The organism is Kitasatospora sp. NPDC059571 (genome assembly GCF_042735675.1).
Lineage (GTDB): Bacteria > Actinomycetota > Actinomycetes > Streptomycetales > Streptomycetaceae > Kitasatospora.
This window is the reverse complement of sequence record NZ_JBHWBW010000351.1, coordinates 1-8,431: the sequence shown is the minus strand read 5'-3', so window position 1 is coordinate 8,431 and position 8,431 is coordinate 1. Positions and strand designations below refer to the sequence as shown.

The following is an 8,431-nucleotide window of genomic DNA, read 5'->3' as shown; positions in this document are numbered from 1 at the left end:
GGTGCCGGGACCGCACGCCCCTCGTTCCGCGATGCCCTACGAGTAGACGGGGCCGGTGAACTTCTCGCCCGGGCCGGCGCCCGGGGCGTCCGGGACGACGGAGGCCTCGCGGAAGGCGAGCTGCAGCGAGCGCAGGCCGTCCCGGAGCGGGGCGGCGTGGAAGTTGGAGATCTCCGGGGCGCCGGCGGTGACCAGCCCCGCCAGTGCGGTGATCAGCTTGCGGGCCTCGTCGAGGTCCTTGTCGGCCTCCCCGCCCTCGGCCAGGCCGCACTTGACGGCGGCCGCGCTCATCAGGTGGACGGCGACGGTGGTGATCACCTCGACGGCCGGCACCTCCGCGATGTCGCGGGTCAGGTCGTCGAAGCCGAGCGCCTGCTCGTCGTCGTGCTCGTGGGGCTGGCTGGTCAAGGTGCTCACTCCGTCGCGCGGGGGTACGTTCACCACGGAGCGTACAAGGCGGTGCGTCCGGGGGCCGGAATACCGGTGGCCGGTCAAACGCTGGTATGCTTCGAGACTGACCGGCCAGGAGTCCGTACGGAAACCCGGCCAGCAAGTGGAGGCTCCACCCAGGAGGCCCGAGAGGGCAACCGCGACAGTCTCCCACCCGATCGGCCCACGGGTCGACGGGTCCGGTCCGCGACGGGCGCCGCAAGGCGCGTGATCGCCAGCGGCGCCTGTGACGGCGCCCCGGTTGTGTGGAGCCCCGCCTGTACCGTGCGGGGCTTTTTTCGTGCGTTCGGTGCCTTTCGGCAGCGGAGCATGAATGAAGCCCCGCCCAGTGGTCGAAACCACGACGTGCGACCGCCGCCCGACGGCCGCATCGGAAAAAGGTGCAACCGAGGAGGCCCCATCAGCACCGAGCCCCGCATCAACGACCGGATTCGCGTCCCCGAGGTGCGACTCGTCGGTCCCAGCGGCGAGCAGGTGGGCATCGTCCCGCTCGCTAAGGCGCTGGAGCTTGCCCAGGAGTACGACCTCGACCTGGTCGAGGTTGCGGCGACCGCACGGCCGCCGGTCTGCAAGCTCATGGACTACGGCAAGTTCAAGTACGAGTCGGCGATGAAGGCCCGTGAGGCGCGCAAGAACCAGGCGCACACGGTCATCAAGGAGATGAAGCTCCGGCCGAAGATCGACCCGCACGACTATGACACCAAGAAGGGTCACGTCGTCCGGTTCCTCAAGCAGGGCGACAAGGTCAAGATCACGATCATGTTCCGCGGTCGTGAGCAGTCCCGCCCCGAGCTGGGCTTCCGACTGCTGCAGCGGCTCGCGGACGACGTCCAGGACCTGGGCTTCGTCGAGTCGTCGGCGAAGCAGGACGGCCGAAACATGATCATGGTTCTCGGCCCGCACAAGAAGAAGACCGAGGCGATGGCCGAGGCCCGCGCCCTTGCGGACGCCCGCAAGGCGGAGCGCCAGGGCCGCACCGCCGGCGCCGAGACCGAGGCCGAGACCGAGGACGCGGTCGAGGCCGAGACGGTCGAGGCCCCGGAGGCCGCAGAGCCCGCCGAGGTCGAGCAGCCGGCCGAGGCCGAGCAGGACGCCTGAGCCCCCGGGGCACGGCGACCGGCTCGTAACCGGCCACCCGGCCGGGGCTCCCGCCCCGGGCGAGCAGAATGAATCCACTCCCGGCCCGCACGGTCACGCGCGGGCCGGGGCGGACCGACGAGGAGATACGGCGACATGCCGAAGCAGAAGACGCACAGCGGCGCCAGCAAGCGCTTCAAGATCACTGGCTCCGGGAAGGTGCTGCGCGAGCGTGCCGGCCGTCGCCACCTGTTGGAGCGCAAGCCCTCGACGCTGACCCGTAAGCTGGCCGGCACCGTCGAGCTGGCCCCCGCCGACGCCAAGAAGATCAAGAAGCTTCTCGGCAAGTGATCGCCCACCCGCGGCCCCGGCCGCGGGACGAGCTGATCCTTCCGACCCCCTAACGAATGACGGACCGCCCGGAGCGATCCGCGGTCCAACCCAAGGAGTAATCAAGTGGCACGCGTCAAGCGGGCAGTCAACGCCCACAAGAAGCGCCGGGTCATCCTCGAGCGGGCCAGCGGTTACCGCGGCCAGCGCTCCCGCCTGTACCGCAAGGCCAAGGAGCAGGTCACCCACTCGCTCGTCTACAACTTCAACGACCGCAAGAAGCGCAAGGGCGACTTCCGTCAGCTGTGGATCCAGCGCATCAACGCTGCGGCCCGTGCCAACGGCATCACCTACAACCGCTTCGTGCAGGGTCTGAAGGCCGCGGGCGTCGAGATCGACCGCAAGATGCTCGCCGACCTGGCCGTCAACGACGCCGCCGCGTTCGCCGCCCTCGTCGAGGTCGCGCAGAAGGCGCTGCCGGAGGACGTCAACGCCCCCAAGGTCGCCGCCTGATCCAGGCAGCCACCGCGTAGGTGAGCTCTTCTCGGGCCCGCAGGTGCTTGCCGCCTGCGGGCCCGACGCTTGGGCCCCGGCCGGGTGCCCGGCCTTCGCCACCGAGACCGTCCAGAGAACGAGAGCATGCAGAGCACCGACACCCCCCTGCTCACCTCCCTGCGCTCACCGCGCGTCGTCGCCGCCCGCCGGCTGGCCAGGCGCAACCAGCGCTCCAAGGAGCGCCGCTTCCTGGCCGAGGGCCCGCAGGCGGTCCGCGAGGCCGTGGCGTACGGGCGCCTGTCGGGGTCGGACGAGCACGCCGTGGTGGAGATCTATCTCACCGCCCAGGCGCTGGAGCGGCACGCCGACATCGTCGCCGCCGCCGAGCAGGCCCGGCTGCCGCTGCTGACCGCCACCGACGAGGTCATCGCGGAGATCTGCGACACCGTCACCCCGCAGGGCATCGTGGCGCTCTGCCGCTTCATCGACACGCCGTTCGAGGAGGTGCTCCGGGCCCGGCCGCAGCTGGTCGCGGTGCTTGCCCACGTCCGGGACCCGGGCAACGCCGGCACCGTGCTGCGGACGGCCGACGCGGCCGGCGCGGACGCGGTGATCCTCACCGACGCCTCGGTCGACCCGTACAACCCCAAGGCCGTCCGGGCCTCCGTCGGCAGCCTGTTCCACCTGCCCTTCGCCACCGGGGTGCCGGTCGCCGAGGCCGTGGCCCGGCTCCGCGAGGCCGGCGTGCGGGTGCTCGCCGCCGACGGCGCGGGGGAGCGCGACCTCGACCAGGAGCTCGACGAGGGCACGCTCGGCGCACCCGGCGCCTGGGTGTTCGGCAACGAGGCCTGGGGCCTGCCGGAGGAGACCCGCGCACTGGCCGACGAGGTGGTGCGCGTGCCCATCCACGGCCACGCGGAGAGCCTCAACCTCGCCACGGCCGCCGCGGTCTGCCTCTACGCCTCGGCCCGGGCCCAGCGCTCGCCCGGAGGGTGTCGCACAGAGCAGTACGGGCGCTAGGGTCGCCCTCAGCGGGGGCACAGGCACGGTGGGTCAGGGGAGGACGCCCATGGTCGGCGGCGCGGCGGAGCTGGACCCGGACGAGTTGCCGGACGGCCTGGTGGTCGCGGACGCCGACGGCCGGGTGGTCGTCTTCAACCGGGCCGCGGCCAGGCTCACCGGACGCCGGCCGGCCACCGTCCTCGGCACCCCGCTGGCCGAGGCCCTGCCGCTGGAGGACCTCGACGGCCGCCGCTGGTGGAAGCTCACCGACCCGTACGGCGGGCTCGCGATCCGCACCGGCCAGCCCGAGCGGAACCTGCTGCTGCCCGGCGGCTGCGAGGTGCTGGTCTCCGCCCGGTACCTGCGGGACCGGCCCTGCGGGCCCGTCCGGCGGGTGGTGGTGGCGCTGCGCGGCACCGAGGCGCGGCGCCGCACCGAGCGCAGCCACGCCGAGCTGATCGCCACCGTGGCGCACGAGCTGCGCTCCCCGCTGACCAGCGTCAAGGGCTTCACGGCGACCCTGCTGGCCAAGTGGGAGCGGTTCAACGACGGGCAGAAGCGGGTGATGCTGGAGACCGTCGACGCCGACGCGGACCGGGTCACCCGGCTGATCGCGGAGCTGCTGGACATCTCCCGGATCGATGCCGGGCGGCTGGAGATCCGCCGGCAGGTCGTCGACCTGGCCGCGGCCGTCCGCCGGCACGTGGACGGCAAGGTGGCCGCCGGCATCCCGGCCGAGCGCTTCGACATCCGGATCACCGAGCCGCTCGGCCAGCAGTGGGGCGACCCCGACAAGCTCGACCAGGTGCTCGCCAACCTGCTGGAAAATGCCGTGCGGCACGGCGAGGGGACTGTCACCATCGAGGTGGCCCCCGCCAGTGAGGTGGTCGAGGCGGCCGGCTGGGAGCACCCGGGCACCCCGCCGCGCGTGCTGGAAGGGACAGCGGTCACCGTGAGCGACGAAGGCAGCGGCATCCCCGAGGACTCGATGCCGCGCGTCTTCACCCGCTTCTGGCGCGGCTCCAAGCGCGGCGGCACCGGCCTCGGCCTCTACATCGTCAAGGGGATCGTCGAGGCCCACGGGGGCGTCATCCGGATCAGCCGCGCGCCCTCGGGCGGCGCCAGGTTCCGATTTATCCTGCCCGCGGGCGTGCCGGACTTCATGCTGTAGGTCCGCGCGCCCGGCGGGCTCCTCGCGCACACGGCCACGGACGGCGAAACGGCCGTCGGCGTGCTGCGACTACACTCGACCTTTGGCGTTGTGGGACGCCCTGCGCGGCCGTGCCGCGGACACCCCTCCCGGATCCGGGCCAGGGGATGCCCGTGTTCCGGCCACGCCGGGCGTAGCGCAAGGGCGAGCCATCCACTTCACGAGCAGGAGCACGGGAAAGATAGAGATGTCGGCACCCAACAAGTCGTACGACCCGGTCGAGGTTGAGGCGTTGAAGCCCGAGGTGGTGGAGCAGGCCCGGGACGAGGCGATCGCCGCGTTCGCCGCGGCCGGCGACCTCGACGCCCTGAAGCAGGCCAAGGTCGCGCACACCGGCGACCGCTCGCCGCTCGCCCTCGCCAACCGGGAGATCGGCGCGCTGCCCCCGCACGCCAAGGCGGCGGCCGGCAAGCTGATCGGCCAGGCCCGCGGCGCCGTCAACCAGGCGCTGGCCCGGCGGCAGGCCGAGCTGGAGGCGGAGCGCGACGCCCGCGTGCTGGTCGAGGAGGCGGTGGACGTCACGCTGCCGTACGACCGCGCCCCGCGCGGCGCCCGGCACCCGCTGACCACCATGGCCGAGCGCATCGAGGACACCTTCGTGGCCATGGGCTACGAGGTCGCCTCCGGCCCGGAGGTCGAGGCGGAGTGGCTGAACTTCGACGCCCTCAACCTGCACCCGGACCACCCGGCCCGCTCCATGCAGGACACCTTCTTCGTGCAGGCCCCGGACGGCTCCGCCGACTCCGGCGTGGTGCTGCGCACCCAGACCTCCCCGGTGCAGATCCGCACCATGCTCGACCGCCGGCCGCCGCTGTACGCGGTGAGCCCCGGCCGGGTCTACCGCACCGACGAGCTGGACGCCACGCACACCCCGGTCTTCCGCCAGGTCGAGGGCCTCGCGGTGGACGAGGGCATCACCTTCGCCGACCTCAAGGGCACCATCGAGGTGCTGGTCGAGAAGCTGATCGGCGGCCACCTGCCGCTGCGCTGGCGCCCCTCGTACTTCCCGTTCACCGAGCCGAGCGCCGAGGTGGACCTGCAGTGCTTCGTCTGCCGCGGTGAGAGCGTCGGCAACCCGGACCGCCCCTGCCGCACCTGCTCCTCCGAGGGCTGGATCGAGCTCGGCGGCTGCGGTGTCGTCAACCCCCGGGTCCTGATCGCCGCCGGCGTCGACCCCAACCGCTACAGCGGGTTCGCCTTCGGCCTGGGCCTGGAGCGAATCCTGATGAACCGCCACAACGTCGCCGACATGCGCGACATGGTCGAGGGTGACGTCCGCTTCACCCTCCCGTTCGGGATGGAGATCTGATGCGCGTCCCGCTTTCCTGGCTGCGCGAGTACGTCGACCTGCCGGCCGGCGAGACCGGCCGCGACGTGGCGGCCCGGCTCGTCCGCGCGGGCCTAGAGGTCGAGACCGTCGAGCAGCTCGGCGCCGACCTCAAGGGCCCGCTGGTGGTCGGCGAGGTGCTCTCCATCGAGGAGCTGTCCGGCTTCAAGAAGCCGATCCGGCACTGCTTCGTCAACGTCGGTGAGGCCAACGGCACCGGTGAGCCGCAGGAGATCGTCTGCGGCGCGACCAACTTCGCCGTCGGCGACAAGGTCGTCGTGGTGCTCCCGGGCGCCGTGCTGCCCGGCCCCTTCCCGATCGCGGCCCGGCAGACCTACGGCCACACCTCGGCCGGCATGATCTGCTCCGCCCGCGAGCTCGGCATGGGCGACGACCACAACGGCATCATGGTGCTGGAGTCGCACCTGGAGCCCGGCACCGACGCGATCGAGCTGCTCCAGCTGGTCGACGAGGTGCTGGACATCGCCGTCACCCCGGACCGCGGCTACTGCCTGTCGCTGCGCGGCGTGGCCCGCGAGGCCGCCGCCGCGTACGGACTGCCGCTGGCCGACCCGGCACTGCTCGACGTGCCCCCGGCGAACGCCTTCGGCTACCCGGTGAAGGTCGCCGACCCGGTCGGCTGCGACCGCTTCGTCGCCCGCACCGTCACCGGCGTCGACCCGGCCGCGAAGTCCCCGATCTGGCTGCAGCGCCGGCTGCAGAAGGCCGGCATCCGCCCGGTCTCGCTGACCGTCGACATCACCAACTACGTGATGCTCGAGGTCGGCCAGCCGCTGCACGCCTACGACCGGGGCCGCCTCCGGGGCGCCATCCTGGTCCGCCGCGCGGAGGAGGGCGAGACCCTCACCACGCTGGACGGCGTCAAGCGCAAGCTGTCCGCCGAGGACCTGCTGATCTGCGACGACTCCGGCCCGATCGGCCTGGCCGGCGTCATGGGCGGCGCCAGCACCGAGATCATCGACCCGGTGCTGGACCCGGAGACCGGCGAGGTCACCGGCTCCACCGAGGTGGTCATCGAGGCCGCGCACTTCGACCCGATCAGCGTCGCCCGCACCGCCAAGCGCCACAAGCTGCCCTCCGAGGCGTCCAAGCGCTTCGAGCGCGGCGTGGACCCGGAGGCCTCCCGGGCCGCCGCCCAGCGCGCCGTGGACCTGCTGGTGCTGATCGCCGGCGGCACCGCCGAGGCCGGTGTCACCGACATCGCCGCCCCGCACCCGCTGCACACCATCGCGATCGCCGCGGACCTGCCGGACCGCGTCGCGGGCACCGAGTACGGCCGCGAGACCGTCGCCCGGCGCCTGCAGGAGATCGGCTGCACCGTGGCGGGCGCCGACGTCCTGGAGGTCACCCCGCCGAGCTGGCGCCCCGACCTCACCGACCCGTACGACCTCGCGGAGGAGGTCATCCGGCTGGAGGGCTACGACAACGTGCCGGCCCGGATGCCCAACGTGCCGCCGGGCCGCGGGCTCACCGAGGAGCAGCGCTTCCACCGCCGGATGGGCGTCGCGCTCGCCGCCGCGGGCTACGTCGAGATCAACGCCTACCCGTTCCTCGGCGAGGCCGCCTTCGACGCGCTCGGCCTGGCGAAGGACGACCCGCGCCGCCGCACCGTCAAGCTGGTCAACCCGCTGAACGACGAGGAGCCGGCGCTGCGCACCACGCTGCTGCCCGGTCTGCTCGGTGCGCTGCGCCGCAACGTCGGCCGCGGCAACACCGACCTCGCGCTGTTCGAGACCGGCACCGTCTTCCTGCCGAAGCCGGAGCTCAAGGTCGCGCCGCGGCCGTCGGTCGAGCACCGGCCGAGCGAGGCCGAGCTCGCCGAGCTCGACGCCGCGCTGCCGGACCAGCCGCGCCGGGTCGCGGTCGCCCTCGCGGGCGGCCGGCTGCCGGCCGGCTGGTGGGGCAAGGGCGTTCCGGCGAGCTGGGCGGACGCCGTCGAGGCGGCCCGCACGGTGGCCCGGGCGGCCAACCTGGAGCTGACCGTCCGCCAGGCGCAGCACGAGCCGTGGCACCCGGGCCGGTGCGCCGAGCTGCTGGTGAACGGCCGGGTGGTCGGGTACGCCGGCGAGCTGCACCCGCGCGTGGTCAAGGCGCTGCACCTGCCCGAGCGCACCAGCGCGATGGAGCTCGACCTGGACGTGCTGCTCGCCGACGGCGTGCAGAAGGTGTCCGGCCCGGCGGTCTCCGGCTACCCGGTGGCGCACCAAGACGTGGCGCTGATCGTCGACGCCGCGGTGCCGGCCGCCGAGGTGGCGGCCGCGCTGCGCGAGGGCGCCGGCGAACTGCTGGAGTCCATCGAGCTGTTCGACGTGTTCACCGGTGAGCAGGCGGGCGCGGGCAAGAAGTCGCTGGCGTACAGCCTGCGCTTCCGGGCCGCCGACCGCACGCTGACCGCGGACGAGGCCTCCGCGGCCCGCGAGGCCGCGGTGGCGGCCGCCACCGCGGCCACCGGAGCGGTGCTGCGCGGCGCCTGACGCACCGTCGGCGCCCCGGGGCCCCGCCCGGGCGCGGTCCCGGCC

8 protein-coding genes are annotated in these 8,431 nt (G+C 73.2%); 7 read left to right on the top strand and 1 reads right to left on the bottom strand.

Features of this window, described 5'->3' with window-relative positions; translation table 11 throughout:
* Positions 1–36: 36 nt before the first annotated feature.
* The gene (locus tag ACFV0G_RS29075; RefSeq protein WP_380554404.1) at positions 37–408 is read right to left on the bottom strand and encodes a DUF1844 domain-containing protein; all 372 of its coding nucleotides are present in this window, start codon (positions 406–408) and stop codon (positions 37–39) included.
* Positions 409–819: 411 nt separating this feature from the next.
* Here ACFV0G_RS29075 and infC point away from each other — a divergent pair, with 411 nt between their 5' ends.
* The 7 genes from infC (at position 820) to pheT (ending at position 8,386) form a co-directional block, all read left to right on the top strand.
* The gene (infC, locus tag ACFV0G_RS29070) at positions 820–1,548 is read left to right on the top strand and encodes a translation initiation factor IF-3 (protein ID WP_380554407.1); all 729 of its coding nucleotides are present in this window, start codon (positions 820–822) and stop codon (positions 1,546–1,548) included.
* A 135-nt stretch (positions 1,549–1,683) separates the two neighbouring features.
* Entirely contained in the window at positions 1,684–1,878 is a 195-nt protein-coding gene (gene rpmI, locus ACFV0G_RS29065) for a 50S ribosomal protein L35 (RefSeq protein WP_380554401.1), read from the top strand.
* A 105-nt stretch (positions 1,879–1,983) separates the two neighbouring features.
* Positions 1,984–2,370, top strand: a complete 387-nt coding sequence (rplT, locus tag ACFV0G_RS29060) for a 50S ribosomal protein L20 (RefSeq protein ID WP_380554398.1) — start codon at positions 1,984–1,986, stop codon at positions 2,368–2,370.
* 126 nt (positions 2,371–2,496) lie between these two features.
* Complete coding sequence (locus tag ACFV0G_RS29055) at positions 2,497–3,372, top strand: TrmH family RNA methyltransferase (protein ID WP_380554395.1); 876 nt, start codon at positions 2,497–2,499, stop codon at positions 3,370–3,372.
* A gap of 49 nt (positions 3,373–3,421) precedes the next feature.
* A complete protein-coding gene (locus ACFV0G_RS29050) occupies positions 3,422–4,525 on the top strand; it encodes an ATP-binding protein (RefSeq protein ID WP_380554392.1) in 1,104 nt (367 codons plus the stop codon).
* Positions 4,526–4,751: 226 nt separating this feature from the next.
* Positions 4,752–5,873 (top strand): phenylalanine--tRNA ligase subunit alpha, encoded by a 1,122-nt coding sequence (pheS, locus tag ACFV0G_RS29045; RefSeq protein ID WP_380554389.1) that lies wholly within the window; start codon positions 4,752–4,754, stop codon positions 5,871–5,873.
* On the top strand, positions 5,873–8,386 hold the full coding sequence (gene pheT / locus ACFV0G_RS29040; RefSeq protein WP_380554386.1) for a phenylalanine--tRNA ligase subunit beta: 2,514 nt from the start codon (positions 5,873–5,875) through the stop codon (positions 8,384–8,386). The genes pheS and pheT overlap by 1 nt, the downstream gene beginning before the upstream one ends.
* Positions 8,387–8,431: the final 45 nt, after the last annotated feature.